The 26,952-nt window shown below is 67.4% G+C and carries 22 protein-coding genes; 9 read left to right on the forward strand and 13 right to left on the reverse strand.

What is annotated here, in order from left to right; all coding sequences use genetic code 11:
• The first annotated feature begins 119 nt into the window (after window positions 1–119).
• Window positions 120–860 carry an SIMPL domain-containing protein gene (locus ACVJ6E_RS12065; RefSeq protein WP_120267085.1) on the forward strand — a complete coding sequence of 247 codons (741 nt, stop codon included), beginning with the start codon at window positions 120–122 and terminating at the stop codon, window positions 858–860.
• A gap of 100 nt (window positions 861–960) precedes the next feature.
• On the opposite strand, the gene ACVJ6E_RS12070 is transcribed toward ACVJ6E_RS12065, so the two are convergent.
• Window positions 961–1,515 carry a GNAT family N-acetyltransferase gene (locus ACVJ6E_RS12070; protein ID WP_491676458.1) on the reverse strand — a complete coding sequence of 185 codons (555 nt, stop codon included), beginning with the start codon at window positions 1,513–1,515 and terminating at the stop codon, window positions 961–963.
• 167 nt (window positions 1,516–1,682) lie between these two features.
• Between ACVJ6E_RS12070 and speD the strand changes: the two genes are divergently transcribed.
• Complete coding sequence (speD, locus tag ACVJ6E_RS12075; RefSeq protein WP_120267083.1) at window positions 1,683–2,222, forward strand: adenosylmethionine decarboxylase; 540 nt, start codon at window positions 1,683–1,685, stop codon at window positions 2,220–2,222.
• Entirely contained in the window at window positions 2,219–3,091 is an 873-nt protein-coding gene (gene speE / locus ACVJ6E_RS12080; protein ID WP_120267082.1) for a polyamine aminopropyltransferase, read from the forward strand. Before speD ends, speE begins: the two co-directional genes overlap by 4 nt.
• Window positions 3,092–3,628: 537 nt before the next feature.
• Here speE and ACVJ6E_RS12085 read toward each other — a convergent pair.
• The 3 genes from ACVJ6E_RS12085 to ACVJ6E_RS12095 form a co-directional block, all read right to left on the reverse strand.
• A complete protein-coding gene (locus ACVJ6E_RS12085; protein ID WP_120267081.1) occupies window positions 3,629–4,726 on the reverse strand; it encodes an FAD-dependent oxidoreductase in 1,098 nt (365 codons plus the stop codon).
• 50 nt (window positions 4,727–4,776) lie between these two features.
• Complete coding sequence (locus ACVJ6E_RS12090) at window positions 4,777–5,187, reverse strand: ketosteroid isomerase-related protein (protein WP_120267080.1); 411 nt, start codon at window positions 5,185–5,187, stop codon at window positions 4,777–4,779.
• 144 nt (window positions 5,188–5,331) lie between these two features.
• Window positions 5,332–5,763 carry a VOC family protein gene (locus tag ACVJ6E_RS12095; RefSeq protein ID WP_120268273.1) on the reverse strand — a complete coding sequence of 144 codons (432 nt, stop codon included), beginning with the start codon at window positions 5,761–5,763 and terminating at the stop codon, window positions 5,332–5,334.
• 187 nt (window positions 5,764–5,950) lie between these two features.
• Here ACVJ6E_RS12095 and ACVJ6E_RS12100 point away from each other — a divergent pair, with 187 nt between their 5' ends.
• Window positions 5,951–6,565, forward strand: coding sequence for a TetR family transcriptional regulator (locus tag ACVJ6E_RS12100; protein WP_120267079.1), 615 nt, complete (start codon window positions 5,951–5,953; stop codon window positions 6,563–6,565).
• A 19-nt stretch (window positions 6,566–6,584) separates the two neighbouring features.
• Here ACVJ6E_RS12100 and ACVJ6E_RS12105 read toward each other — a convergent pair whose 3' ends face one another.
• Entirely contained in the window at window positions 6,585–7,292 is a 708-nt protein-coding gene (locus ACVJ6E_RS12105; protein WP_120267078.1) for a glutathione S-transferase family protein, read from the reverse strand.
• Window positions 7,293–7,417: 125 nt separating this feature from the next.
• Between ACVJ6E_RS12105 and ACVJ6E_RS12110 the strand changes: the two genes are divergently transcribed.
• A complete protein-coding gene (locus tag ACVJ6E_RS12110; protein ID WP_120267077.1) occupies window positions 7,418–8,293 on the forward strand; it encodes a LysR family transcriptional regulator in 876 nt (291 codons plus the stop codon).
• A gap of 15 nt (window positions 8,294–8,308) precedes the next feature.
• Here ACVJ6E_RS12110 and ACVJ6E_RS12115 read toward each other — a convergent pair whose 3' ends face one another.
• The 6 genes from ACVJ6E_RS12115 to ACVJ6E_RS12140 form a co-directional block, all read right to left on the reverse strand.
• Window positions 8,309–9,007: a hypothetical protein gene (locus ACVJ6E_RS12115; protein WP_147421802.1), complete on the reverse strand. Its 699-nt coding sequence runs from the start codon at window positions 9,005–9,007 to the stop codon at window positions 8,309–8,311.
• Window positions 9,008–9,155: 148 nt separating this feature from the next.
• Window positions 9,156–9,545: a DoxX family protein gene (locus ACVJ6E_RS12120; RefSeq protein ID WP_120267075.1), complete on the reverse strand. Its 390-nt coding sequence runs from the start codon at window positions 9,543–9,545 to the stop codon at window positions 9,156–9,158.
• Between the two features lie 190 nt (window positions 9,546–9,735).
• Window positions 9,736–11,190, reverse strand: a complete 1,455-nt coding sequence (locus tag ACVJ6E_RS12125; protein ID WP_158592602.1) for a DUF930 domain-containing protein — start codon at window positions 11,188–11,190, stop codon at window positions 9,736–9,738.
• Between the two features lie 467 nt (window positions 11,191–11,657).
• Entirely contained in the window at window positions 11,658–13,703 is a 2,046-nt protein-coding gene (gene rpoD, locus ACVJ6E_RS12130; protein WP_120267073.1) for an RNA polymerase sigma factor RpoD, read from the reverse strand.
• Between the two features lie 561 nt (window positions 13,704–14,264).
• Entirely contained in the window at window positions 14,265–16,340 is a 2,076-nt protein-coding gene (gene dnaG / locus ACVJ6E_RS12135; protein WP_120267072.1) for a DNA primase, read from the reverse strand.
• A gap of 171 nt (window positions 16,341–16,511) precedes the next feature.
• Complete coding sequence (locus ACVJ6E_RS12140; protein WP_120267071.1) at window positions 16,512–16,967, reverse strand: GatB/YqeY domain-containing protein; 456 nt, start codon at window positions 16,965–16,967, stop codon at window positions 16,512–16,514.
• 243 nt (window positions 16,968–17,210) lie between these two features.
• Between ACVJ6E_RS12140 and carA the strand changes: the two genes are divergently transcribed.
• Window positions 17,211–18,422 carry a glutamine-hydrolyzing carbamoyl-phosphate synthase small subunit gene (gene carA, locus ACVJ6E_RS12145; RefSeq protein ID WP_120267070.1) on the forward strand — a complete coding sequence of 404 codons (1,212 nt, stop codon included), beginning with the start codon at window positions 17,211–17,213 and terminating at the stop codon, window positions 18,420–18,422.
• Between the two features lie 741 nt (window positions 18,423–19,163).
• Here the strand turns inward: carA and ACVJ6E_RS12150 are convergent.
• Together ACVJ6E_RS12150 and ACVJ6E_RS12155 are read right to left on the reverse strand one after the other, a co-directional pair.
• Window positions 19,164–19,616 (reverse strand): MerR family transcriptional regulator, encoded by a 453-nt coding sequence (locus ACVJ6E_RS12150; RefSeq protein ID WP_120267069.1) that lies wholly within the window; start codon window positions 19,614–19,616, stop codon window positions 19,164–19,166.
• Window positions 19,617–20,071: 455 nt separating this feature from the next.
• Complete coding sequence (locus ACVJ6E_RS12155; RefSeq protein ID WP_120267068.1) at window positions 20,072–21,115, reverse strand: AraC family transcriptional regulator; 1,044 nt, start codon at window positions 21,113–21,115, stop codon at window positions 20,072–20,074.
• Between the two features lie 261 nt (window positions 21,116–21,376).
• On the opposite strand from ACVJ6E_RS12155, the gene ACVJ6E_RS12160 reads away from it, so the two are divergent.
• The 3 genes from ACVJ6E_RS12160 (at window position 21,377) to greA (ending at window position 25,780) form a co-directional block, all read left to right on the forward strand.
• Window positions 21,377–21,694, forward strand: coding sequence for a helix-turn-helix domain-containing protein (locus ACVJ6E_RS12160; RefSeq protein WP_245165102.1), 318 nt, complete (start codon window positions 21,377–21,379; stop codon window positions 21,692–21,694).
• 167 nt (window positions 21,695–21,861) lie between these two features.
• The gene (carB, locus tag ACVJ6E_RS12165) at window positions 21,862–25,176 is read left to right on the forward strand and encodes a carbamoyl-phosphate synthase large subunit (protein ID WP_120267066.1); all 3,315 of its coding nucleotides are present in this window, start codon (window positions 21,862–21,864) and stop codon (window positions 25,174–25,176) included.
• Between the two features lie 130 nt (window positions 25,177–25,306).
• On the forward strand, window positions 25,307–25,780 hold the full coding sequence (gene greA, locus ACVJ6E_RS12170) for a transcription elongation factor GreA (RefSeq protein WP_120267065.1): 474 nt from the start codon (window positions 25,307–25,309) through the stop codon (window positions 25,778–25,780).
• The last annotated feature ends 1,172 nt before the right edge of the window (window positions 25,781–26,952 follow it).

Raw genomic sequence — 26,952 nt, forward strand, 5'->3', positions numbered from 1 at the left:
CGAAAACCACCGGGCGAGCGCCTTCCGTCCGCCGCAATTGCTCGCGATGGTCGCGCCATTCCGCGTCCTGCGCCCGAGGGCTGCGGCGGACCGATTCCGTTTTTTGAAGGAGATATTCGATGACCTCGCTCCAGACCGCCGCTCGCCTTGCCTTCGTCGGCTCGCTTGCCCTGGCCGCCGCCACCCTGCCCGCACGGGCGCAGGAGACGCCGCGCATCGCCACCATCGACATGGTCGGCACCGGCATGGTCAGCGCCGCCCCGGACATGGCGATGATCACCAGCGGCGTTGTCAGCGATGCCGACACCGCCGCCGAGGCGCTGGCCGCCAACACCGAGGCGATGTCCGCCGTGATCGCCCGCATCAAAGAGGCCGGCATCGAGCAGCGCGACATCCAGACCTCGGGCTTTTCCGTGCAGCCGCGCTACCGCCAGGTGAAGAGCTCCGCTCCGGAAGAGTACCGCAGCGAGGTGTTCGGCTACCGCGTCTCCAACAATGTCGGCGTGCGCGTGCGCGACCTTGCCAAGCTCGGCGGGCTGATCGACGTGATGGTGCGCGACGGCGCGAACCAGGTCGGCGGCGTCACCTTCATCGTCAGCGAGGAAGGCAAGCTCAAGGACAGCGCCCGCAAGGAGGCCATGGCCGACGCGATCCGCAAGGCGGAGATCTATGCCGAGGCGGCCGGCGTCAAGCTCGGCCGGGTCCTGTCGATCAACGAGCAGGACTTCGGCGGCCCGCGTCCGGTGATGATGATGGCCCGCGCCGAAATGAAGATGGACGGCGCGCCGGCGCCGATGGAAGCGGGCGAGAGCTCGCTCGAGGTGCGTGTCAACGTCACCTGGGAGCTGGTCCAGCCGTAACGGCTGCCTGCCCCCGCAAGACGCTCTCCGGCGCGGGTCATCCCGCGCCGGACTTGTTTTTACCGCCCGCTGCTACGCCGTCACCTTGCGCCGGCCGCTATCAGCCGGATAGCAGCCCATCGCGCATCCACACCTGCATCTGCTTGCGGCTGGAGGCCGTCTCGCCGACATCGGGCCAGTCGAAGCCGACCTTCAGCCCCTCCAGCGGCAGATAGCCGCGCTTGCGCCAGAACGGGTCGAGCGGGCTGTAGTCCTTCGGCCGCTCCGGGTGGTCCGCCGGGCGGATCACCGCGCAAAAGGCCGCGCGGTCGAAGCCGAGATTGCGCGCATGTGCCTCGCGGCCCTCGAAGAAACCGTGCCCCAGCCCCTGCCCCCGATACTGCGGATCGAGCACGGATTCCGCGAAATAGAAGATCGTCGCCGGATCGAGGCCGGCGGCCGCGAACGGATCGCGGAAATCCGCGACTTCTTCGCCAAGGGGCTGTCCGGTCGCCGCGCCGACAAGTCTTTTGCCGGCTAACGCGCCGACGACGACGGCGCCCTTTCCTTCCGCATATCGACGCAGATAGCCGCGCTCGTAGTCCAGCGATCCTTCGTAGAGATACGGCCATTCCCGGAACACCCTGACCCGCAATTCCGCTAGGTCGTCGAGCACCTTGTAAATTTCCTTACCCGTCAAAGTAACAAGCTCTGCCGTCATCGCCTCTCGCCGGTTTTCGGGGACTTGCGGAAAAACGTCCATTGCATCGCAGCACGAACCACCCTATAGCACCCCCGTTCGGGACTGAACCCGGGTTTCATCTGCTGGTTGGGGAGACCGCCATGTCTGACGACGGCCTCTTCCAATTGGGGATGGACTTGGAAGCACGTCACCATGAAGGCGCCGACGCATCGTTTGCGGACGCATATGCCTTCGACGTGCCGAGAAGCACCACCCATACGGAAGACAACGACACTACCGCGCCTGCGGCCAACACGCAGGACGACCGGCTCGATCACTTCATCGAGCGCGAGGGCGTCCGCTGTGCCGGTTCGCATCTGATCATCGATCTCTACGACGCCACGCGTCTCGACGATCTTCCCTTTATCGAGGAGACGTTGAAGACCTGCGTCACGGAGGCCGGTGCAACGCTGCTGCACATCCACCTGCACCCGTTCGAGCCTACCGGCGTGAGCGGCGTCGCGGTGCTGGCCGAAAGCCATATCTCGGTCCATACGTGGCCCGAGGCAGGCTATGCGGCCTTCGACGTGTTCATGTGCGGCGATGCCCGGCCGGAAAAATGCGTGGAGGTTCTCGAGCAGGCCTTCCGCCCCGGTCGCACCAGCGTCAGCGAATTGCTGCGCGGCAAGGAGGTCGCATGAGCGACGGGCTGGTCTTCCGCGAGACGCTCTATCCTGGCGTCCAGGTGCAGTATTCGTGCGACGACATCCTGTACCAGGATCGCTCCGAGCATCAGGACCTCGTGCTGTTCGCCAATCCGGTGTTCGGCAAGGTCTTGATGCTCGACGGCATCACCCAGGTCACCACCGCCGACGAGTTCATCTATCACGAGATGATGGCGCATGTGCCGATCCTCGCCCATGGCGAGGCGCGCGAGGTGCTGATCATCGGCGGCGGCGACTGCGGCATGGCCGAGGAAGCCCTGAAGCACAAGGGCATCGAGCGGCTGACCCAGGTGGAGATCGACGACGCCGTCGTCGAATTCTCCAAGGAGCATTTCGCCGATTTCAACGCCTCCGTCTTCCAGGATGACCGCTTCGATCTGGTTATCGCGGACGGCGCGCGCTTCGTGGCCGAGACCGACCGCCGCTTCGACGTGGTGATGGTGGATTCCACCGACCCGATGGGTCCGGGCGCCGTGCTCTTCACGCCGGAGTTCTATCGCGGCGTTCACCACTGCCTGAAGCCGGGCGGCGTGCTGGTCACCCAGAACGGCGTCCCCTTCCTGCAGAAGGGCGAGCTGGTGTCCTCCATCGGCCACTTCTCGAAGATCTACCGCGACGCCTATGCCTATGTCGCGGCGATCCCGACCTATTTCGGCGGCCACATGGCGCTCGGCTGGGCAAGCGACAATCCTGCCTTGCGCCGCCAGCCGCTCGACGTGCTGGAACAGCGCTTCGAGGCAGCCGGCATCGACACCCGCTACTACACGCCGGAAGTGCACCAGGCCGCCTTCGCGCTGCCGCGCTTCATTCGCGATGCGGTCGCGGAAGGCAAGAGCGGCGCCTGACGCCTCTCTCCTTGCCGAAAACAGAAAAGCCGCCGCCCCTCGGGACGGCGGCTTTTTTTGCGGCGCGCCCTTGGGAGGGTGCCTCGCACTGCCCCTCCTCGGCGTCTTCCCGGACGAGGCCGAAGGCCGAAGATCCGGGACCGGAGAGCCACGGTGCCCGAGGCAGGCGTGAAGCGGTTCCACGAACGCCCTCGGCGCTCCGATCCCGCATCTCCGCTGCGCTGCGTGCGGGATGACGAGGAGAGGGTTTCCGGTATCCTCGCTGCCGCTCTGGCAACCAATAGGCCCCGGCTCGCGCTTCGCTTGACCGGGGTGACGGCAGAGGGGATGCAAGGCTTTTGCCAGTCTCTTCGGCTGTCATCCCGGCCGCGCGCAAGCGCAGAGCCGGGACCCATTGGCACCCTCAGCGGGCGTGAGGCGGGAGCGCATCGCCACCTCCACGGCTGTCATACCTGCGAAGGCAGGTATCCAGTATCCACCGGGGCGGATGGTGCCGCGAAGCTAGCCGCCACCGGCGTTCTCGCGGCAACGCCCCCCTCAGTCGCGCGCCTCGAGCCACTCTCTCAAACCGGCCCGGTCGCCGGACAGAACCCCCTCGGCCACCCGGCGCCCGACCGCCGCGCCGAACTTGTAGCCATGGCCCGAGCAGGCCGAGACCACCGTCAGCCGGTCTTCTCCAGCGACGAAGAAATGCTCGTCGGCGGTGAACGTGTAGGCGCAGGTCACCACCTCGTTCACCCGGTACTCCTCGATGCGTGCGAACGGCGGGGCGAAATGATCGCGCAGCCGCTCGCCCTCGCCCGGCTCGGGAACGCGCCGCTCATCGGCGCCCGAGCGCACCTTGTGGATGCCCGCCCCCACCTTCAGCCCCGTGCCGCGCACCGGCGGCAGCACATAGCCGTCGACCGTACCGCCGACATCGAGGATCACGGGCGATGCCTGCCAGGCGTCAACCAGATCCGCCGGCGGGGCAAGATAGGCAACCGCCGTGCGATAGGAGGTCAGCCGGTCGGAAAGCTGCGGGAACAGTTGCAGCACCCAGGCGCCGGCCGTCACCACCACATGGTCGCCGGCAAGCTCCTCGCCCCCGGCAAGCCGCACCTTGCCCGACGCAGCATCCACCGCCTCCACCCGCGTTTGCGGGCGGATCGTCACGCCGGCGCGCTGCAGGAAGCCCAGCAGGTCCTGCCCGATATGCCGGCACAGCAGCACGCCGCCTTCCGGGCTGAAGGCCGCCGAATGCACGCCGCCGGGATCGAGGAACGGGTGCCGGCGCACCGCCTCATCGCAGCTCAGGTCTTCCACCGGATAGCCGCCGGCCAGCAGGCTGTCGCGATACTCGATGGAGGAGTCCCGCCCGGTCTGCGACACCAGCAGGAACCCCGTATCGGCCAGATGCTTGGCGCCGAGGTCGGCCCACATCTCGTCCCAGGCCGCATAGGCCTCGTCGATCCGCCGCTGATAGCCGCCCTGCGCACCGTAGGCACGGCGGATGATGCGATGATGGTCGCCGGAGGCCGACAGCGGGTTGGGGATCGGCCCCTGCTCCAGCAGCACCACCTCGACGCCGCGCTTTGCCAGCGACCATGCGGTGGACAGGCCGGCAATGCCGGCCCCGACGACGATGACCTTCATGGGAACTTGCCTCCTTGCGGGCGTGGGCCGCCTGCGGCTGCGGGCTGGTTTCAGGCGCCGACCTGGGCGATCCACTCCTGCAGATTGTAATAGGTGGTGATGCGGGCGATCCGCCCCTCGCGAATGTCGAAGAACGTGCCGGCCGGCAGGCGATAGGTCTGGCCCGCCGCCGGCGGCAGGCCCTCGTCGGTGACCAGATAGGTGCCGGAGACGATGAACTCGGCCGCCGCACGGCGGCCGTCCTCGCTGGCGAAGATCACGATCTCCGACAGCTCTTCCTTGTAGCAGCGCGTCATGTGGTCGTTGAACGCGGCGAACAGCGCCTTGCCCTGCCGCCGCTCGCCCTGGTTCACGTCATGGGCGATGTCGTCGGTGACGAGCTCCAGCATCGCTGCCGTGTCGCCCGCGTTGAAGGCGGCATAATAGGCGTCGAGGAGCTTGAGGGTCGCAGCGTGCGGCATGTCTGTTTCCGGTGCTTTCGGCAGGGAGAAGGGGAAGGACGTCCGGGCCGCATTCTGGCCTTCCCGTCCCGGCCTTGGCAAGCCGCAGCCATCCCCCTTGTCCACACCGTCCGCACCGTGCTCCCGCACCCGCCCCTCCACCCCTCACTCGGTCGGAACGGCATCCTCCGCATACTGCGCCAGGAACGCCGCGCTCGGCGGGATCGGCTTGATCATGTCGATCAGCACGCCATTCGGATCGCGTGTGATGAAATGCCGCTGGCCGAAATCCTCGTCGCGGATATCCAGCAGGATCGGCAGGCCCGCCGCCTTCAGTCGCGCGTATTCGGCATCGACATCCGCCACCTCGAAATTGAGCAGCAGGCCGGCGACCGACTGCCCGCGTGCAGGCGCCGGGATCGTCTCATGGCTGCCGTCCAGCACGGCAAGGTTCACGGACGGATCGCTTTCCGACTGCAGATGCACGTACCAGTCGGCGCTGAAGGCCCGGCGAAAGCCGAAATGCGTCTCGTAGAACCGCGCGGTCGCGTCCACCTCGCCGGTCATCACCACCGGATAATAGCTCGTCACCTTCATGGCCCGTCCTTCCTTGCTTTCCATCGGCAGCGCGCCCGCCGCCCCCGCGGCCCGGCCGTCTTGCCCGTCCCTCGGCGACAGCATCAAACCCTTGCCTGCCGCCGCCGCTCCATGTCACATACATGCAGCATGTATCCATATACATACAAACAGTCTGTATGTAAACAGGTGACCGATGGACCACTCGATGACGGAAAAGCCCGACCGGCGGCGCGGCAAGGGCCGGGGCAATTCCGAGCGCTCCGCCGAAATGCGCGGCGAGCTGATCGCCGCCGGCCGGCGGCTCTTTGCCGAAAAGGGCTTCGCCGACACCTCAACGCCGGAGATCGTTGCCGCCGCCGGCGTGACGCGCGGCGCGCTCTATCATCACTTCGCCGACAAGACCGCGCTCTTCGCCGCTGTTTTCGAGGCGGAGAGCCGGGAGGTCGCGCGCGAGATCGAGGACGAGTCGAACGATGCCGCATCGGCGCGCGAGGCGCTGCTTGCCGGCGCGCGGGCTTACTTTACGGCGATGCGCGCGCCCGGCCGCTGCCGCATCCTGCTGGTCGACGGCCCGGCGGCGCTCGGCCCCAATGAGGCCATCCGCCTCGACGCCCTGCATGCCGGCCGCACCCTGCGCGAGGGGCTGACGGAAGCCCTCGCGCAAGGAGCGCTGCGCTCCCTTCCCCTCGATGCGCTGACCGGCGTGCTCTCCGCCGCCTTCGACCGCGCCGCCCTCGACATCGCCTCGGGCGCGGACGAGACCGGCTTCCTCGCCGTCTTCGAGGCGCTTGTCGACGGGCTGCTCCCCCCGGAACGGTAAGACCCGCTCCGGGCACGCCTCAGGCCAGCCCCAGTTCCTTCAGCGCTGCCTCCAGCCTCACATGGCCGAGGAACCCGCCCGCGGAGGCCACCTCCTCGCCCGCTTCCACGCCGGCGGCAAAGCGCACCGCCGGATCGTCCGCAAGCCGCGCGAACAATGCCTGCAGGCGCGGGAAGGCGCTGCGGTCAGGCACGCCGTGATACTCGGCCCAGCGCGCGATCCCGTAGAAATAGGCATCGGCCAGCGTCCGCCTCTCGCCCAGCAGATACGGCCCCTCGCCCAGCATTCGCTCCAACTGCGCATGGGCGCCGGTCAGCTTCGCCTGCGCATAGGCGACGAGCACCGCCTTCGCCTCGCCTTCGACGCCATGCTCATAGGCATGCCAGAGCGGGCTGAACCCGTCGAACAGCGCCGTGTTCAGAAAGGCCAGCATCTGGTTCAGCCGGTCGAAGCCCGCCGTTCCCTGGCGAAAGCCGAGACCTCTTTCCGCCCCCTGCGGCGCCAGATGGTTGAGGATCGCCATGCTCTCCGCCACCAGCCGGCCGTCGGCGGTGGCAAGGCTCGGCGTCTCGGCGACCGGGTTGATGCGCCGATAGGCCTCGCTGCGGATCTCCTCGCCGGCCATGTCGATGCGGCACAGCCGGTAGGGGATCTGCAGCCATTCCAGCGCGACGATCGAGCCGAAGGAGCAGCCCGCCGGCACGCCGTAGAACAGGATGGGGGTCATGATGTCTTGTCCCTTTGCTTGCGGGGCGAGAGGTCTCGCCCGGATGCCGGGACTATGCGATCATGGACGCCGGTGCTGTAGCCCACGATATATCCCCTTCAAGTCCACAGATATGGACGCTGCCGATGTACAATCTCAACGACCTGCGCTTCTTCGTCCGGGCGGTGGAGGGCGGCGGCTTTGCCGCTGCGAGCCGCCTGTCGGGCACGCCGAAATCCACCGTCGCCAAGCGCGTTGCCGAGCTGGAGCGCCAGCTCGGCGCCCGGCTGGTGCATCGCAGCTCCCGCAGCTTTCGCCTCACCGATGTCGGCCGAGACGTCTACGAGCATGCGCGCGCGGCGGTGATCGAGGCGGAAGCGGCCGAGGCCGTCGTGCGCCGCCGTCTTGCCGAGCCGAGCGGCACGGTCCGCCTGACTGCCTCCGTGCCCGTCTCCCGCTTCCATCTGGCGCCGAAGCTCGCGACGATCCTGCAGCGGCACCCGAAACTCTCGGTGAAGCTGCATGTCAGCGACCGCTTCGTCGACCTTGCGCATGAGGATTTCGACATCGCCGTGCGCAGCCACCGCGCGGCGCTGCCCGATTCCGGGCTGATGCAGCGGCGCCTGTCGGAGGAAGCGGTGATCCTGGCCGCCGCGCCGGCCTATCTCCAGCGCGCCGGCACGCCGCAGACCCCGGCCGACCTCGCCGGCCACGAGCTGATCGACATCGGCGACGGTGCCCCCTGGCAGTTGGAAGGACCGGACGGCGCCCGTGCCGAAGTCCGCCCCGGCTCCCGCCTGTCGCTGAACGAAGCCGGCATGCTGCTCGCCGCCGCCTGCGCCGGGCTCGGCATCGCCTGCCTGCCGCAGCAGGTCGCCGCCGGCGTTCTGGAGCGGGGCGAGCTGCTCCCCCTCCTGCCCGGCTGGCGCGCCGGCACCATCACCACGACCATCCTCACTCCGCACCGCCGCGGCGTGCTGCCGGCCGTGCGCGCGGTGATCGAGGCCCTTGTCGAGGCGTGAGCTGCGCCCGTCCGGTCACACCATGTCGTGCGGCACCAGGATGGCATCGTCGTCGAGCCGCACCGGCGTTCTCGCCGGCCGAACATCGTCCGGCACGGGTGCGGACAGCAGCTTCACCGGCAGCGGAAACGGCACCGACCGCCCCTCGGCCTCGATCTTCGCAAGCACCCCCTGAAGCATCTCCAGATGCTGGTGGTTGGCATGGGTGCTCGGCCACATCGTCTGTTTCAGCACCGGCCCGGCGAACCCGCCCTCTTCCGAGCGCTCGCAGATCGCCCGCAGAAGGCGCACCTCGTCGCTGTCGTTCGGATCGAAGCCACTTGGGGCCCATCTCGTTCCGCCCGATGCGAGGTCGAGCGTCACGTCGTCGTTCATCAGGCTCAAGATGTCGATTGCCGTTGCCGCATCGCAGTCCGGCTGGCGCACGACCCATAGCAGGATCGGGTGCAGATGCTCCGCATGGTCCCAGTTGAGGTCGGGCAATATGTGCCAGAGATCCGGGCTGCGCGGCGCCCGCGTCTGCAGCCAGGCCAGGATCTCGGGCATTTCGATACGCGTCATGGCGGGCGGCTCTTCCGGCCGGGCAATGGTGGCGGCGGGCGCGTGCTGCTGCTTCCGCCGCCTGGCTACGCGTGGCAGATGGCGCACGACCAGAAAGGCCGTTCCCGCGATCACGACAAGGTACCAGAACCAGATCGGCAATCCGTCGAGCATGGCAATCACCTCAAGAAAGCAGTGCCTCGACCATGCCGGCACGGCCTTAAGCCGGCCCTAACCCGACCCAAAAACTCAGGCCCGAAAACGCAAACGGGCGCGGCAATGCTGCCGCGCCCGAAAGGGTCATGGTCTTGCGAAAACAGCCTCAGGCCGCGCCGCGCATCCGGTCGATGCTGATCGGGCCGGGGCCCGCCGCCGACAGGTACAGGAAGGCGAAGCAGTAGAGCGCCGCCAGCTCGCCGCCGTTGAGGAGCGGGTAGAAGTTCTGCGGCGCATGCACCATGAAATAGGCGACCGCCATCGTGCCGGAGGCGAGGAACGCGGCCGGCCGCGTGAACAGGCCGAGCACGATCAGCGCACCGCACACGAGCTCGATCAGGCCGGCAGCGCCGCCCATGGTCATCGGCGAGGCGCCCGACATCTGCGTCGGCGGCAGGCTGAGATACTTGGTCGTGCCGTGCTGCAGGAACAGCAGACCCGCCGCGATGCGGAAGACGCTGAGAAGCGGTCCGGAATAGCTCTTGAGGAACGTCATTCAAGCCTCCTTCGTGCCGCGCTCCCGATTGTGGGCGCCCGCCCTGCAAACAGGATGCAGGCAACGTCCCGGCGCGGCAAGCGCCAGCCTAAGCCGATTTTCCCGGCGAACGGGAGCCCCCTGACACGAATGTGAGGGGATAACCGGGGGGCAGGGGGGCGGATCACGAGGACCAGAATCACCCAAAAGCTCAGTTGCCGGGGAAGCCGCGGGCCGACCATTCCGAGGGCGGGACCGGCGCGCCGACGCGGAAGGTGAAGCTTTCCACCCGCGTCACCTGCGTGTTCAGCTCGCAGCGGAAGGCAAGGTCGTACCACTGCCCGCCGGCGCGGAAGGCCGCCCGTCGCGGCTGCAGCACCGTGCCGCTTTCCAGCCGGAAAGAGGGTAGGAGATCGGGCTGATAGGGCGGCGTTGCCGTGCGCAGCTGCGCCCGCAGCTCGGTCATGCACAGAAGATCGACGCGCGCGGCCTGCGGCATGCCATTCATCGCCGTCCGCATGCGCGGATCGTCGGAAATGTCGCGCGAGAACAGGCGCGTTGCCGTGGTGCCGCCGGCAAGCTCGCCCTCGCCGCCCCCGCCGCTCGGCCTGGCAAAGCTCAGCCCGCCGGAGCCCGGCGTCGTCGCGGCGATCGCCCGCGCCACCGCCTCGGCCTCCGATTGCGGGTCGGCACGGGACCCGGCAAACAGCGGGATGTCCGCCGGCTTTGCCCGCGGCACGGCCGTCCCGCCCGCCGGCACGCCGGCCCCTTCCGTCGGCGCGGCCAGCACGTCGAGATCGCTCGGTCCTTGCGTCTCCGCCTCGCTCGGGTCGGTCAGCGCCGCAACTTCCGTCTCGGCCTCGCTCTCCGCGTCCGGCTCGCTTTCGGGCGCGGCTTCGGGCGCAGCTGCGCCCTCCTGCGGCGTGCCCTCTTCCTGGGCGCCCGGCGTCTCTGCCGCAAGCTCCTCGGCAGCGCCCGTCTCGCCGCTGTCCGCGGTTCCCTCGCTCTCCGCCTCGCCAGGACCTTGCTGCGCGCTGTCGCCTTCGGCCTCGCCCGCGGGCTGGTCCTGCCCCTCCGCGCTGGCGGACGTCTCGGGCGCCTCTTGCGGGGCGGTCTCGGCCGGCTCGTCCTGGCCCTCGCGCAAGGTAATCTCGCCGGCCTGGTCCTCGCTGCCGCTGTCCTCCTCGGCAAACTCGGTCACCGGCATCAGCACGCGCGGCACCGCCGCCTCGGAGGCTGCCTCAGGCGCCTCGGGCATTTCTTCAGGGGTCTCTTCCGGCGTCTGTTCTTCCGGAGCCGGCGGCGGAGGTGGTGGCGGAGGCGGCGCGGTCTGCGCCTCCTCTTCCGGCACGTCCTCTTCTTCCGGCGGCGGGGGCGGCGGTGCGGACGGCTCGGTCTGCTCTTCCGCCTGTTCCTCCGCTGCGGGCGGCTCGATCAGCACCACCTCGATCGGCTCGTCGACGGTCGGCGGCAGCGCGCGCACCGCGCCGGGGCCGAAGAACACCAGCCAGGCGGCCGCCCCGTGCAATAGCAGCGACAGGGCAAGCCCCGCCCCGATTCGTCGCCGCAAGCCGGTCCCCCGCGCCGCCACGTCCGCCGTCTCGCCGGCAGCGCTTTCGGCAACGAGGTCGGGCGCGACCTGCAGCAGGTCCTGCGACGCGGGCACGGCTTCGCCCCGCCGCTCGCCCGCCCGTTCGTTGGCGGGTGGCAAGGACGTGAAACCCGGCTCCTGCTTGTCGATTGGCTGTCTCAGGGTCAGGCCCCGTCGCTCCGTTCGGTGTGGTCGGGCACGGTGTTTCGCGCGCCCGCTGCTACGCCTACCCCAGCTTCGGGGAAAAAGGGAGGCCGCACCTGCACGCACCGCCCGTCTCGCGCCTACGTGATCGACGCTCTCCCGCCTCATGCCTGCCTAAGGTGCCAATGGCTCCCGGGTCGCGCTTCGCTTGCCCTAGATGACAGCCCGTGAGACTGGCAAAAACCTCGCATCCCTTCTGCCGTCACCCCAGACGAACATCGCGAGATCCGGGGCCCAATCGTTCCCAGAGCGGCTGCGAGAGGAGCCCCCAAAAACACAGGGCCCGGCGTTGCCGCCGGGCCCCGAAAAATATCTGAGCCCTGGCTCCGCCAGCGTCCTCAGCTGTCGAGGAACGAGCGCAGCTTGCGCGAACGCGAGGGGTGCTTCAGCTTGCGCAGCGCCTTCGCCTCGATCTGGCGGATACGCTCGCGCGTCACCGAGAACTGCTGGCCGACTTCCTCCAGCGTGTGGTCGGTGTTCATGCCGATGCCGAAGCGCATGCGCAGCACGCGCTCCTCGCGCGGGGTGAGCGAGGCCAGCACCCGCGTCGTCGTCTCGCGCAGGTTCGACTGGATCGCCGCGTCGATCGGCAGGACCGCGTTCTTGTCCTCGATGAAGTCGCCCAGGTGGCTGTCTTCCTCGTCGCCGATCGGCGTCTCGAGCGAGATCGGTTCCTTGGCGATCTTCAGCACCTTGCGGACCTTCTCCAGCGGCATCTGCAGCTTTTCGGCCAGCTCCTCCGGGGTCGGCTCGCGGCCGATCTCGTGCAGCATCTGGCGCGAGGTGCGCACGATCTTGTTGATCGTCTCGATCATGTGCACCGGGATGCGGATCGTGCGGGCCTGGTCGGCGATCGAGCGGGTGATCGCCTGCCGGATCCACCAGGTCGCATAGGTGGAGAACTTGTAGCCGCGCCGGTACTCGAACTTGTCGACCGCCTTCATCAGGCCGATATTGCCTTCCTGGATGAGATCCAGGAACTGCAGGCCGCGGTTCGTGTACTTCTTGGCGATGGAGATGACGAGGCGCAGGTTGGCCTCCACCATCTCCTTCTTGGCGATGCGCGCCTCGCGCTCGCCCTTCTGCACCATCGAGACGATGCGGCGGAACTCGGCTGTCTCCAGGCCGGTCTCCGAGGCAAGGCTCTGGATTTCCTGGCGCAGCTCGCGGATCGTTTCCTTCTCCTGGGCGACGAAGTTCTTCCAGCCCTTGGAGGCAAGGTTCGCGACCTTGCGGATCCAGTTCGGATCGAGCTCGTTGCCCTGGTACTGCTTCAGGAAGTCGCCGCGGTCGACGCCGTGGCTGTCGGCAAGGCGCAGCAGGCGCCCCTCGTAGCCCATCAGCCGCTTGTTGATGTCGTAGAGCTGCAGGACCAGCGCGTCGATGCGCTGCTGGTTCAGCGACAGGCTCTTCACATCGACGACGATGTCTTCCTTGAGCTTCTTGTAGCGGCGCTCCTGGGACGGCGACAGGGTCTTGTTGGCCAGCTTGTTCTCGACAAGCTGGTCCTGCAGGCGGCGCAGCTTCTTGTAGTCGTCGGCGATGCGGTCGAAGGTCTCCAGAACCTTCGGCTTCAGCTCGGCCTCCATCGCGGAGAGCGAGATGTTCGCCTCGAACTCGTCGTCCTCCTCGCCGTCGCCCTCGCCCTCGGTCTCGCCGGAGGCTTCGCCATCGCCCGCCGGGCGGGCAGAGCCCTCGCCGCGGGCCGTCGTCTCCTCACGGGCCGTTCCCGATGCGCCGGAAGCGCTCGTCTCGCCCTCAGAAGCACCCTCCTCCTCGCTCTCCTCGGCATCGTCGCCGCGGAAATCGGGGCCCGCATAGGTCGCCTCGAGATCGATGATGTCGCGCAGAAGGACCTTGCCCTCGTTGAGCTCGTCCCGCCAGATGATGATGGCCTGGAAGGTCAGCGGGCTCTCGCAGAGCCCGGCGATCATCGCCTCGCGGCCGGCCTCGATGCGCTTGGCGATGGCGATCTCGCCCTCGCGCGACAGGAGCTCGACCGAGCCCATCTCGCGCAGATACATGCGCACGGGGTCGTCGGTGCGGTCCGTCGGCTCCTTGGCCGTGGTCTTGGCGACGGTGGTCGGCCCGGCCTCGACGATCTCGCCGCCCTGGTCGTCCGCCTGGGCCTCCTCGGCCTCTTCTTCCTCGATGACGTTGATGCCCATGTCGGACAGCATCGCCATCGTGTCCTCGATCTGCTCGGACGTGACCTCCTCGGACGGGAGCACCTCGTTGAGCTCCTCGTAGGTCACGTAGCCGCGCTTCTTGGCGAGCTTGATCATCCGCTTTACAGCGGCATCGGAAAGATCCAGAAGCGGACCGTCAGAGGTCTCGGTCGCGGTTTCCTGGGTCTCTTCCGCCTGGGTCGATTTGGCTGCCATGGTTGTCTCCGGCCCCGCCGGCCCGCGGGCCTGGCGCTGTCGTTCGTGTCACGCTCGTTGCCCGCCAGGCGGGCCCGGTTTCCGCTTTCCGCGCCTCAGGGCGCCGTGAAAGCCGGAGGACCGGCTGATTCATTTCGCGGCTGAATGCCGGATCCTTTCCCGGCCACGGCCTTGCGGCCATGCAGATCCCCTCCCTGCGACGCGCCGCCACGCCAGCCGGGACAGAATGTCAGTCTTAGTCGCTGTCCGTTAAGTGCCACTTAACCCTGCAACCCGGTTCGACAAGACAAGACACCGGACCAAGCCGTCGCACAATGAAGGCTCCGGCCGTCCGGTTCCGCACGGGATATCGGCAGGCAAGGTGATTTCGGGCCGCCGTGTCGGCTCCTGTCATGTCTTGCGACCTCTTGTCTCCTGGACCGGGTCTGCATGACGGGCCTGTCGCGGCTCTGGATGCTGCCTGAATTGCTTATGTAGCGCAAAGGTTCGGATTCGCAAGAGTGATTCGTTGGACGTCAACCAAAGAGGCAGCGCGATCCACAGCCGCGCGCCCCTCGTCCGTCAGCCGCCGGCGCCGGCAACCGCCCCGTGCGTGCCCCCGCCCTGCACACCTGCACCCTGGGCCATCGCGGCCCGGGCGCGCGCCGCAGCTCCCGCCGGGCTGGAGGACACCGGACGGGCCGAGCGGAAGACCTTGCCCCGCTCGGCGATCTCCTGCTCGTCGCGCGCACATTCCTCGCGCCGCCGGGCAAGGTCCTGCGAATGGGCGCGGATGCGCTCCCAGTCCGCCTCGTCCAGCCCGTCGCCGAGCGCGGCCAGTTCCGCCTCCAGATCCTGCTCCAGCGCCCGCAGCTCCAGCACGTCGAGATAATGGCAGAACAGATCCTCGATGAACTCCACCGGCGGCTCGTGCCGCAGGATCGGCAACCGCTGCAAGAGGTCGTGGAAGCGGGTGATCAGCCCGCGGCCTCCGCCGCCCCCGGCCTCCTCCGGCCCGTCCAGCGCCTCGGACAGGATCTGGAAGAAGCGCGTGTCCAGCGTCTCGAAGAAGCCGCTCACCGGCACGTCCTGCAGCTCGGTGGCGATCCGGCACAGCTCGTCGCGGAAGCGCGCATGCAGCACATCGCCGAACTGCGCCTGCGACAGCCGCTCCACATGCCGCTCCAGCAACTCGGGATATTTCAGGCACAGCCCGCACAGCATCCGCTCATGGCCGAACATCGAGCTTTCGGGCAGGTCCGACCCGCGCGCCTGGCCGGAGGGCGCCTTCTGGGCGCCGCCCTGGCCGAAGCCCTGCCCGCCCCCCTGTCCGCTGCCCTGCCCACTGCCCTGGCCCCGAGCGGCACGCGCCTGCCGGTAGAACAGGTTGGACAGCCGCAGCCGGATATCGAGCTGATAGCCCCGGCGCACCCGCTCGTCGGCGATGGTGCGCACCAGGTCGTCGAGGCTCTTTTCCAGGGCCGCGCGCCGCTCCGGCGTGTCGATGCGCGCCGCATCCACCTCGCGCGACCACAGGACGTCGATCAGCGGCTGCGAGCCCTCCAGCGCCTTGGTAAAGGCGGCCAGTCCGCCGTCGGCGATCAGGTCGTCCGGGTCCTTGCCGTCGGGCAGGAAGACGAAGCCGAAGGAATGGCCGCTGCGCAGGCCCGGCAGGATGCGGTCGACCGCCCGATGGGCGGCCGAGGTGCCGGCGGCATCGCCGTCGAAGCAGATCACCGGCTCCGGCGCCAGCCGCCACAGCCGGCCGACCTGCTCCTCGGTGAAGGCGGTGCCGAGAGCCGCGACCACATTGCCCATGCCCGCCTGGGCGATGGCGATGGCATCCATGTAGCCTTCCACCACCACCGCCTGGCCGGTGCGGTGGGCGGGCTCGCGCGCCCGGTGGAAGTTGAAGACCATCGTGCCCTTGTGGAAGAGCGGGGTCTCGGGCGAGTTGAGATATTTCGGCTGGCCGTCCGGGTCGAGCGTGCGCCCGCCGAAGGCGATCACCCGGCCGCGCTCGTCCTGGATCGGGATCATCAGCCGGTTGCGGAAGCGGTCGTAGGTCGGCCGGCCGTCATCGGGGCGGATCACCAGCCCCGCCTCCACCATCGAAGCCTCGTCGACGCCCTTGCCTATCAGGTGACGCTTCAGCGCATCGCGCCCGTTCGGGGCATAGCCGATGCGGAACTCGCGCACCGTGTCCGGGCGCAGGCGGCGGCGGGAGATGTAGTCGCGCGCCTGCTCGCCGCCGCTCATCGCCAGCGCGTCCTGGAAGAAGCGCGCCGCCATCTCACAGATTTCCGCAAGGCTGGCGCGCTCGGCCGCCCGGGCCGCCGCCTGCGGATCGGGCGCCGGCAGCGCCACGCCCGCCTGCTCCGCCAACCGCTCCACCGCCTCGGGAAAGGACAGCCCCTCCGTCTCGGTCAGGAAGCGGAAATGGTCGCCCGAGGCGCCGCAGCCGAAGCACTTGTAGCGGTTGCGCCGGTCGTCGACGTGAAAGCTCGGGGTCTTTTCCTGGTGGAACGGGCAGCAGGCCCAGAAGTCGCCGCGCGCCGGCTGGGACTTGCGCCGATCCCAGCTCACCCGCCGCGCGACCACCTCCGACAAAGGCACTCGGGCACGAATCTCATCGAGGAGACCGGGTGAAAATCGCATGGGCTTACAGGCTTTCGAAAACGGAGGACCGCCGGCGCGCGGCCCCCGGCGAGGGCGGCGGCGCCGAGCATCGGTTTCAGGGTAGGACAGCCGGGCGGAGATTTCCAGTCGCCGAGAGGGCGTGCCGCCATGCGGCCGCCCGGTGCGGGGCGCGAGACGGCTCGCGCCGGGCTATTCGCTGCGCAGCAGGTCCTTGACCAGGCAGCTTGCCCGCACGAAGTCCATCTGCCCCGGAAAGCGCTCCTTGAGCGCGCTCATGCAGCGGCCCATGTCGCGCAGGCCCCGTGCATTGATGTCGCGCACCACGTCCTCGCAGGCATCCTGCATCGCCCGCTCGTCGAACTGGCGCGGCAGAAACTCCTGGATGACCGCCATTTCCTCGCGCTCCTGGGAGGCAAGGTCCAGCTGGCCGGCTTCCTCGAAGTCGCGCACGGAGCTTTCGCGCTGGCGCAGCATCTTGTTGAGGATCTCGCGGATCTCCGCATCCGGCACGACGTCATGACCCAGCTCGCGGGAGCGCGCATCGCGGTCCTTGATCGCCGCCAGCATCAGCCGCAGCGTCGCCGCCCGGCGCTTGTCGTCGCTCTCCACGGCGTCCTGCAACGCCGCATCGATACGTTCACGCATGATCTGCCCTGCCGTTTGCCCGGGCCGGAAGCGCGGAAACTTTCCTCAAAGCTTCGGCTCCACTGCCGGACACCTCGCTCATCATGTTGATTTACAAGGATTATTTTTGTATTGTGTGTTGGTTGACCCTCACGCGCGCTTCCCCTAGAGTGCCGCGCGACACGCACCGTTGACAGCCGAGCCCCGCTCCGTCAAGGCGCGTTCAGCGAAATCATGTCATCGAACCGATCGAGAAAGCAAGATATGACGACCGCCGACGTCTGGTCCGCGCCGCCGACCACGGCCGTTCTCGTCCTGGCCGACGGAACAGTGATCGAGGGCAACGGCTTTGGTGCCACTGGCCAGGCCTGTGCCGAAGTCTGCTTCAACACCGCCCTTACCGGTTACGAGGAGATCCTCACCGATCCCTCTTATGCCGGTCAGATCGTTACTTTCACGTTTCCGCATATCGGAAATGTGGGGACGAACGAGGAGGATGTCGAGACCGTCAACATGGCCTCGTCCTCCGGCGTGCGCGGCGCCATCGTGCGCGCCGATGTCACCGAGCCGGCCAACTACCGTGCCTCCCGGCATTTCGATGCCTGGTTGAAGGCGCGCGGCATCATCGGCCTGTCGGGCATCGACACCCGCGCCCTGACCGCCCTGATCCGCGAGACCGGTGCTGCCAACGCGGTCATCGCCCACGATCCGGACGGCAATTTCGACATCGAGGCCCTGAAGCTTGCCGCCCGCAACTGGCCGGGCCTGGTCGGCATGGACCTTGCCAAGGACGTCACCTCCTCGCAGAGCTACGGCTGGACGCAGACCCCATGGGTCTGGGACCAGGGCTACGGCGAGCGTGAGGACGGCGAGTTCAACGTCGTTGCCATCGACTACGGCATCAAGCGCAACATCCTGCGCCTGTTGACCGATGCCGGCTGCAAGGTGACGGTGCTTCCCGCCGATGCGAGCGCCGAGGACGTGCTCTCGCGCAAGCCCGACGGCATCTTCCTGTCCAACGGTCCCGGCGATCCGGCGGCAACCGGCGAATATGCCGTGCCGGTGATCCGCGACCTGGTCGCCAGCGGCCTGCCGGTCTTCGGCATTTGCCTCGGCCACCAGATGCTGGCGCTCGCCCTTGGCGGCGAGACCGAGAAGATGCACCAGGGCCATCACGGCGCCAATCATCCGGTCTTCGACCGCACCACCGGCAAGGTCGAGATCACCTCGATGAATCATGGCTTCGCGGTCAACGCCAAGAGCCTGCCGGAGACGGTCGAGGAGACCCACGTCTCGCTGTTCGACGGCTCCAATTGCGGGCTGCGGCTCAAGGACAAGCCGGTCTTCTCGGTGCAGTACCACCCGGAAGCCTCGCCCGGCCCGCGCGACAGCCACTACCTGTTCCGCCGCTTCACCAACCTGATGCGCGCCCGCGCCGGCACCCCGGCGCTCCCGGAAAAGGACGCCGCCGCCTGACAGGCGCGCCCCGGCCGAACCGGACATGATCACGACACGCCGCCCGCCTTGCGGGCGGCGTTTTCTTTTGCCCTAGGGAGACGCCGCCGCGCCACCATCCGCCCGGCGGATACTGGATACCTGCCTTCGCAGGCGTGACAGCCGTGGAGGTGGCGACGCGCTCCCACCTCACGCCTACTAAGGGTGCCAATGGGTCCCGGGTCGCGCTTCGCTTGCCCGGGATGACCTTGGAGAGAGAAGCACGACTTTCGCATCCCCTCTGCCGTCACCCCGGCCAAGCGCAAGCGCAGAGCCGGGGCCCATTCGTTTCCAGAGCGGTGGTAAGGGCGCCCCGCCGCTCCCCGCGGTTTACGGCACTTCGCCCGCCCCCAGGATGTCATCCCGGTTTCGGCGCAGCCGAAGACCGGGATCCAGTACCCCCGAACGGGGCAACCAGAGCCTCGGCGGTGCCGCGAGCACCCCTCGCCATAACCGGGGCACGCCGCCGCGCCACCATCCGCCCGGCGGATACTGGATACCTGCCTTCGCAGGTATGACAGCCGTGGAAATGGCGATGCGCTCCCGTCTCACGCCTGCCGGAGTTGCCAATGGTTCTAGGCTCTCCAGCTTCGCCTGCCGCAGGGATGACGTCCAAGGGGAGACGCGACCGCGAAAAACACGCGCCCGCAACGAAAAACGCCGCCCGGGGGCCCCGGACGGCGTTCGGTGTCTTGCTCAGCCTGGGCGCGGTGGCCCGTCGGCTCAAGCCTGCGGATTGGCCTCGATCAGCGCGTCCAGCGCGGCGACCACTTCGGCGGTTTCCTTGGCCTGCTCCTTGAGCTGGGCCAGCTGCTCGCTCAGCAGTTCGTCCTGACGCGCGCACATCTCGCGCAGCGAACGCAGCTGCGACATGCGGCTGGTCTTGCCTTCGAGCAGGCCGATCACATCCCTGATCTCGACCAGGGTCAGGCCGATCCGCTTTGCCTGCAGGATCACCTTCATCCGGCCGATCTCGCGAGCGCCGTAGAAACGGCGCGCGCCTTTTCGCTCCGGGCGCAGCAGCGCCTTTTCCTCGTAGAAACGCAGCGCACGCAGAGTGACCCCGAAAGTCTCGGCCATCTCGGCGATGGAGAGCCGCGCCTCGTTCTTGCCGTCGATCTGGATCGGTCCCGCAAGGTCCGGTCCGAACGCAGAAGTCCTGGAGAGTTCCGTCATTTCACTATCCGTAATTCCCGATCGAAAGGCGCGGCCCGGAACGCGCACAACGGAAGGAACTATGCCATCGGCTTCGCGTTTCGGCCTTCTCTTCCGGTGCCATTTTTTTATCCCTGCGCTCTTTTTCGAAAAAAACTCGCAGAAAAACAGCTCCGCGCAAAGAAGCGCTCAGGATGCCGGCCGGCGCCTCTGCGTCGAGAAACGCGTTATCTACCCGCGACAGCTTGCCGCTGTTTGAAATCTTCTTGGCAAAAACACGACCTACGCGAAGTCAGTAGAGCGACAAGCGCCAGATTAACGCGATGGTATACAAAATACAGTCGCGGCATCTTCGAGATAAACATTACATAAAACTAAAGTATATACGTGGTTAGACGGGCGGAAGCCCGCCTCCAGCGCGCAAGGCTGTAAAGTTGCTGGCCGCAACCGTTCTGGGATGAGGATTATCGCGAAGTTCACACTTTCAGGTCGCCGTTGCGGCATTCGCTGGGTGGACGCCCGAACCAGCGCCGCGCCGCCCGCGAGAAATTGCCCACCGCCGAAAAGCCCAGGCGGAACGCGATCTCCGAGATCGGCAGGTCGGTCTGCACCAGATAGTCGGCGGCCATGCGCCGGCGCACCCCGTCATGCAGGGCGTTGAACGTCGTGTCGCGCTCGGCCAGCTTGCGCTGCAGCGCCCGCACGCTGATCGCCATGCCCCTCGCCACTTCGGAAATCGTCAGCAACGGATCGGCGATGCGCTCGGCGATGGCATCGTTGACCATCGCCACGAAATCCTCCGCCCGCCGCCGGTCATCGAGCCGCCGGCGGTTGAGCTCGCACAGCGCGTCGAACAGGTCGTCGTCGCGCAAGGGGTTTTCTCCCCCTTGCGGATCGATACGGAAATGCAGGCTGTTGCGCGGCGCGCCGAAGCGCACCGGTACGCCGTAGAACATGTCGTGCAGCGTCACGTTGAGGGGGCGCGAGCGCGCCAGGCGCACTTCCAGCGGCTGCACGCTGCCGGCGCCGATGCGCATCAGCCGGCCGAACACCTTGCTCGTCACCCGGTCATGCAGCTGGTCGCGGCACACCAGTTCGGGAGAGAACCCGAAGGCGAGTTCCGCGGTCTCCCCGTCGAATTCGGCCCGCACCTCGGCCACATCGGCGACGATCCGCATGAAGCGGGCGCTCACCTCCAGCGCGGTGCGGAAATTCGGCGCATGCCGGACCGCCAGCGACACCGTGTCTTCCGGACCGTTGCCCAGCGAGCGGGTCCAGCCGAGGCCGAACGTGTCGTCGTCGGCCAGCCGGCTTGCCGCTTCCAGCGCGCTGGAATGGGCGCGCAGGCTGATGTGACCGCCCAGCGATGCGCTCACCGTCTCCGCCTCCAGCCCGCTCTCGCGCAAGACCGCGTCGAAGGGCACGCCGCGCAGCCGGCAGTAGTCGGCCAGTCCGATCTGGGCGCGAGAATGTATGAGAAGCGTATCCGCCGGCGCGGCCGCGTCGAATCTCATCAGCATTGCAGACACGATCCGTCAAAGGAGCCCGGCGGACTGCGCCGGAAGGGCAAGACCCGGGAAGCGGGCCGCCGCGCACATTATAAGAAAATGTCGGCATTATGTAAGTTCGCGTCGCCCGCGACCCAATCAGGGTAAATGGCCCGATTGCCGTTTGACATTTGCTCCGGCGCGTTGGATCAAGTCGGGCGCAAAAGTTGCGCTTCAGGCGCAGCGTTCCCCACCGGAACCGCAAGAGCCCACGCAAGACCGACGAGACGGCCCATGGCGCCCCCTGCCCTCACAGCCACGATGACGCCCGAGCTGTTCCGCAAGTGGCGAAAGTCGCTCGGCCTGAAGCAGAAGGATGCCGCCGAGGTGCTCGGCCTCAAGAAGCGGATGATCCAGTATTACGAGAAGGGCGACCGCAACGGCCGCCCCGTCGAGATCCCCAAGGCCGTGCGCCTTGCCTGCTATGCGCTGACCGCCGGCATCGCCGATTTCGACGGCCTGACCCCGGTCCGCGGCCCCGTCCAGCCTGCCTCCCCTCCTGCCGCCGGACGCCCGGCGCGCGCCGCTTCCGACCCGGGTGCCGGCACGTGACAGCCCCCCGCCGCATCAGGAGCTGGAAACATGGCGAGGATGGGGTTTCACCTTTCGCGCTTTTTGCCTATAAGGCGCGCTCAGCCGTAGATTTCACCCAGTAAGACGCCAACGACCGGTTCCCGCCCGCGCGGAAGGATCCGGCGAAGGCCAGCCGCGAGCCCAGTATGCCCAGACGCACAGATATCTCCTCGATCCTGATCATCGGCGCCGGGCCGATCATCATCGGCCAGGCCTGCGAGTTCGATTACTCGGGAACCCAGGCCTGCAAGGCGCTGCGAGAGGAAGGCTATCGGGTCATCCTGGTCAATTCGAATCCGGCGACGATCATGACCGACCCGGATCTGGCCGATGCGACCTATATCGAGCCGATCACGCCGGAAATCGTCGCCAAGATCATCGAGAAGGAGCGCCCGGACGCGCTTCTGCCGACCATGGGCGGCCAGACCGCGCTGAACTGCGCCCTGTCCCTGAAGAAGATGGGCGTGCTGGAGAAGTTCAATGTCGAGATGATCGGCGCTACCGCCGAGGCCATCGACAAGGCCGAGGACCGCGAACTGTTCCGCACGGCGATGGAAAAGATCGGCCTGGAGACGCCGCGCTCGCGTCTCGCCCATTCCCTGGGCGAGGCGCTCGACGCGCTCGACGACATCGGCCTGCCGGCGATCATCCGCCCCTCCTTCACGCTGGGCGGCACCGGCGGCGGCATCGCCTACAACCGCGAGGAATATCTCGACATCATCGAGCGCGGCCTCGACGCCTCCCCGACCACCGAAGTGCTGGTTGAGGAATCGGTGATCGGCTGGAAGGAATACGAGATGGAGGTGGTCCGCGACCGCGCGGACAACTGCATCATCATCTGCTCCATCGAGAACATCGACCCGATGGGCGTGCATACCGGCGATTCCATCACCGTCGCGCCGGCGCTGACGCTGACCGACAAGGAATACCAGATCATGCGCGACGCCAGCCTGGCGGTGCTGCGCGAGATCGGCGTCGAGACCGGCGGTTCCAACGTCCAGTTCGCGGTCAATCCGGAGAACGGCCGTCTCATCGTCATCGAGATGAACCCGCGCGTGTCGCGCTCCTCCGCGCTCGCCTCCAAGGCGACCGGCTTCCCCATCGCCAAGGTCGCAGCAAAGCTCGCCATCGGCTACACGCTGGACGAGCTGGAGAACGACATCACCGGCGGCGCCACCCCGGCCTCGTTCGAGCCGTCGATCGACTATGTCGTCACCAAGATCCCGCGCTTCGCCTTCGAGAAGTTCCCCGGCGCCGAGCCGACCCTGACCACCGCCATGAAGTCGGTCGGCGAGGTCATGGCCATCGGCCGCACCTTCGCCGAGAGCCTGCAGAAGGCCCTGCGCGGCCTGGAGACCGGCCTGACCGGCCTCGACGAGGTCGAGATCCCCGGCCTTGGCCAGAACGACGACAAGAACGCCATCCGCGCCGCGCTCGCCTCGCCGACGCCGGACCGCCTGCTCAAGTGCGCCCAGGCCTTCCGCCTCGGCACCGACCTGGAGCAGGTCTACCGTTCCTGCCATATCGACCCGTGGTTCCTGCGCCAGATCAAGGCCATCGTCGACGTCGAGGAGAAGGTGCGCGCCCACGGCCTGCCGGACACCGCGGTCGCCATGCGCCAGCTCAAGGCGATGGGCTTCTCCGATGCCCGCCTCGCCTCGCTTGCCGGTCTCGACGAGGCCGACGTCAAGAAGCTGCGCGGCACGCTCGACGTGCACCCGGTCTACAAGCGCATCGACACCTGCGCGGCCGAGTTCGCCTCGCCGACCGCCTACATGTACTCCACCTACGAGACGCCCTTCGCCGGCAAGCTCGCCGACGAGGCGCGCCCGAGCGACAAGAAGAAGGTGGTGATCCTTGGCGGTGGCCCGAACCGGATCGGCCAGGGCATCGAGTTCGACTATTGCTGCTGCCATGCGGCCTTCGCGCTGCAGGATGCCGGCTTCGAGACCATCATGGTCAACTGCAACCCGGAGACCGTCTCCACCGACTACGACACGTCGGACCGGCTCTATTTCGAGCCGCTGACGGCCGAGGACGTGCTGGAGATCATCCGCACCGAGCAGACCAACGGCACGCTGCACGGCGTCATCGTCCAGTTCGGCGGCCAGACGCCGCTGAAGCTCGCCCAGGCCCTGGTCGAGGCCGACGTGCCGATCCTCGGCACCGCGCCGGATATGATCGACCTCGCCGAGGACCGCGATCGCTTCCAGAAGCTGCTGCACCGCCAGGGCCTCAAGCAGCCGCAGAACGGCATCGCCTATTCGGTCGAGCAGAGCCGGCTGATCGTCGCCGAGCTCGGCCTGCCGCTGGTCGTGCGCCCGTCCTACGTGCTCGGCGGCCGCGCCATGCAGATCATCCGCGACGAGGACGCGCTCAACGCCTACCTGCTCGGCACCCTGCCCGAGCTGGTGCCGGCCGACGTGCGCGCCAAGTACCCGAACGACAAGACCGGCCAGATCAACACGGTGCTCGGCAAGAACCCGCTGCTGTTCGACCGCTATCTCGACGGCGCCATCGAGGTCGATGTCGACGCGCTGGCCGATGGCAAGGACGTCTTCGTCTGCGGCATCATGGAGCATATCGAGGAGGCCGGCATCCACTCGGGCGACAGCGCCTGCTCGCTGCCGCCCTATTCGCTCTCCGAGGAGATGGTGGCCGAGCTCACCCGCCAGACCGAAGTGCTGGCCAAGGCGCTCGCCGTCGGCGGCCTGATGAACGTCCAGTACGCCATCAAGGACGGCGAGATCTTCGTGCTGGAGGTCAACCCGCGTGCCTCGCGCACCGTGCCCTTCGTCGCCAAGACCATCGGCGCGCCGATCGCCAAGATCGCCGCGCGGGTGATGGCCGGCGAGCCGCTCGCCTCCTTCGGCCTCAAGACCGAAAAGCTCGACCATGTCGCGGTGAAGGAGGCGGTGTTCCCCTTCGCCCGCTTCCCCGGCGTCGACACGGTTCTCGGCCCGGAGATGCGCTCCACCGGCGAGGTCATGGGCCTCAATGGCACGTTCGAGGTGGCCTTCGCCAAGTCGCAGCTGGGCTCGGGCACGCGCGTTCCCACCAGCGGCACCGTCTTCGTTTCGGTGCGCGATGCGGACAAGGAGCGGGTGCTCGATCCGATCCGCCGCCTGGCCAGGACCGGCTTCAGGATCATCGCCACGCACGGCACCCAGGCCTTCCTGGAGAAGCAGGGAATTTCCTGCGACAAGGTCAACAAGGTGCTTGAAGGCCGGCCGCACATCGTTGATGCTATCAAGAACGGAGAGGTTCAGCTCGTCTTCAACACGACCGAAGGCGCACAGGCTCTCTCCGACAGCAGGTCGCTGCGCCGCGCGGCCCTGCTGCACAAGGTGCCGTATTACACGACCTTGGCTGGTGCGATCGCGGCCGCAAAGGGGATCGAGGCCTACGCTTCGGGCAACCTTGAAGTGGTTCCGTTGCAGGCCTATTTCACCAAGGCCTGATAGCTTCTGGTCCGGCTTGCCGGGCCTTAGGGAAATGTGGAACGTTCCGGCTGGGACACCCCCTGCCGGACGTCATTTTTTTTGACGCGAGACGCCTGCGGGCGGCGCGAAGAAGAAGGGTCGAAGACCTATGGAAAAGGTTCCGATGACAGGCGCTGGCTACGCCATGCTCGAGAAGGAGCTGAAGCAGCGTACGTCGGAAGAGCGGCCGCGCATCATCCAGGCGATCGCCGAAGCGCGCGCCCATGGTGATCTGTCGGAAAATGCCGAGTATCACGCCGCCAAGGAACAGCAGAGCCTGAACGAAGGTCGCATCAGCGAGCTTGAGGACAAGCTCGGCCGCGCCGAGGTGATCGACGTCAGCAAGCTGTCGGGCGACACCGTCAAGTTCGGCGCCACGGTGACCCTCATCGACGAGGACACCGAGGAAGAGAAGAAGTACATGATCGTCGGCGATGTCGAGGCCGACGTGAAGCTCGGCCGCATCTCGATCTCCTCGCCCATCGCGCGCGCGCTGATCGGCAAGGCCGTCGGCGACAGCGTCGAGGTGACCGCTCCCGGCGGCGCCCGCGCCTACGAGATCATCAACGTCACCTTCGGCTGATCGCCGCCCGATCGTCCGTTCCGGACAATCGGCCCTTCCGGTCACATCGTAGATCGCTCATCCCACGGCTTCGCCGGGCCCCTGCCCCGCGAAGCCGTTTTGCTGTGCGGCTGTGGCTCACGGCCGCCGGGCCGTTGGGGGAGGAGGCAGGCCGGTACGCCCGGCGCTTCCGGTGGCCGGGCCGGCAACCGGCGAGCCACGACGCCGCCCCCTCGCAAAAAGCGCCTCCGCAGTCGCCCTCGGCTCTCCGGCACGACCTCTCCTTTCGTCATTCCGGGCAAGGCGAAGCCGCGACCCGGAACCGGAGAGCCACAGAGTCTACCTCTATTGGCAAAGCACCTCCGCAACCGCCCTCGGCTCTCCGATCCCGGTTCGACGCGATGCGCCGTCCGGGAAGACGATGGAAGAGTTGCGCGGGATCGCGCCGGCTGGCCCACCGCCCCATCACGACTGCTCTGGGAACGAATGGCCCCCGGATCTCCGGCTTCGCCTGCGCCGGGGTGACGTCAGAGAGGGAGGCACCGCCACGCGCTACCGCGGCCCTCGCCGAGCATCAGGCTGCGCACGGGACCGACCGGGCGGCCGAAAGGATGCCAAGCCGCTCCTCGCCGCTCTGCCGTCATCCCGGGCAAGCGCAAGCGCGACCCGGGATCCATTGGCACCCTGAGCAGCAGCCAGCAGGCCAGAGCGCCCACAGCGCGCTCCCGCCCCTGCGGAGGGCTAGCCGCGCAGCCGATGGCCAGACCGGGAACCGGTGGCGCTGCAGGCGCGTAGATTGTCTGACAGGACGAACCAATCGGCCTGTTCGAGGCCGCCGTCTCGATTTCAGCGGATTTCGAGAGCGATTTTTGCAAAATTCTTATCGAAATTTGCGACGCTAGATCAGGTCGAATAATCTAATTATTTCAATATCATAAACCTGAAAATCACACACCCGCTCGATTTTTTCGAGACACTGCTCTCAATCGCCGCCCGCTACTTATACCCGTGGCGGAAGCCGCCTATCCCCGCCGGGGGAAATCATCTATCCCCGTTTTTGCAGCCCTCTGGCGCATACCGCCAAGACCCCGCTTCGGGGCACTTTGTCCCCGCTCCCGCAGCCCTCGCGACGCCCACGCGCCCCTCCCGTCGTCATTCCGGGCATGGCGCAGCCACGACCCGGAACCGGCGAG

It is taken from the genome of Stappia sp. G46H5W, from assembly GCF_058448995.1.